Here is a 299-nt window from a genome sequence, read left to right as displayed (position 1 = left end):
ATTTTTCATTTCTTATTACGGAGAAATGAAACAGTGTGTCGTTTCAATTTTCAGCTTGATCCAGATTTTTAAAGAGCAAATATCTCAAACGTGACTCGTAAGTCAGTTTTGAGATACTTCGGTCGGCGACTTTCACTCACACATACCAGCAAGTGGCGTCCCCTAGGGGATTCGAACCCCTGTTACCGCCGTGAAAGGGCGGTGTCCTGGGCCTCTAGACGAAGGGGACACTGAAGTCTCAATCGCAAGACGCCTTGCTATTTACTTTTCATCAGACAATCTGTGTGAGCACTACAAAG

Annotated in this window: 1 tRNA gene; it reads right to left on the bottom strand. The window is 45.2% G+C overall.

Annotated elements, in window-relative coordinates:
- Positions 1-153: 153 nt before the first annotated feature.
- A tRNA-Glu gene (locus OGY09_RS01090) sits at positions 154-229 on the bottom strand.
- Positions 230-299 lie beyond the last annotated feature (70 nt).

Source organism: Citrobacter sp. Cpo071 (assembly GCF_030332765.1).
Lineage (GTDB): Bacteria > Pseudomonadota > Gammaproteobacteria > Enterobacterales > Enterobacteriaceae > Citrobacter > Citrobacter portucalensis.
Note: the sequence above shows the minus strand (reverse complement) of the source record. Positions and strands in the feature narration are given on the sequence as shown.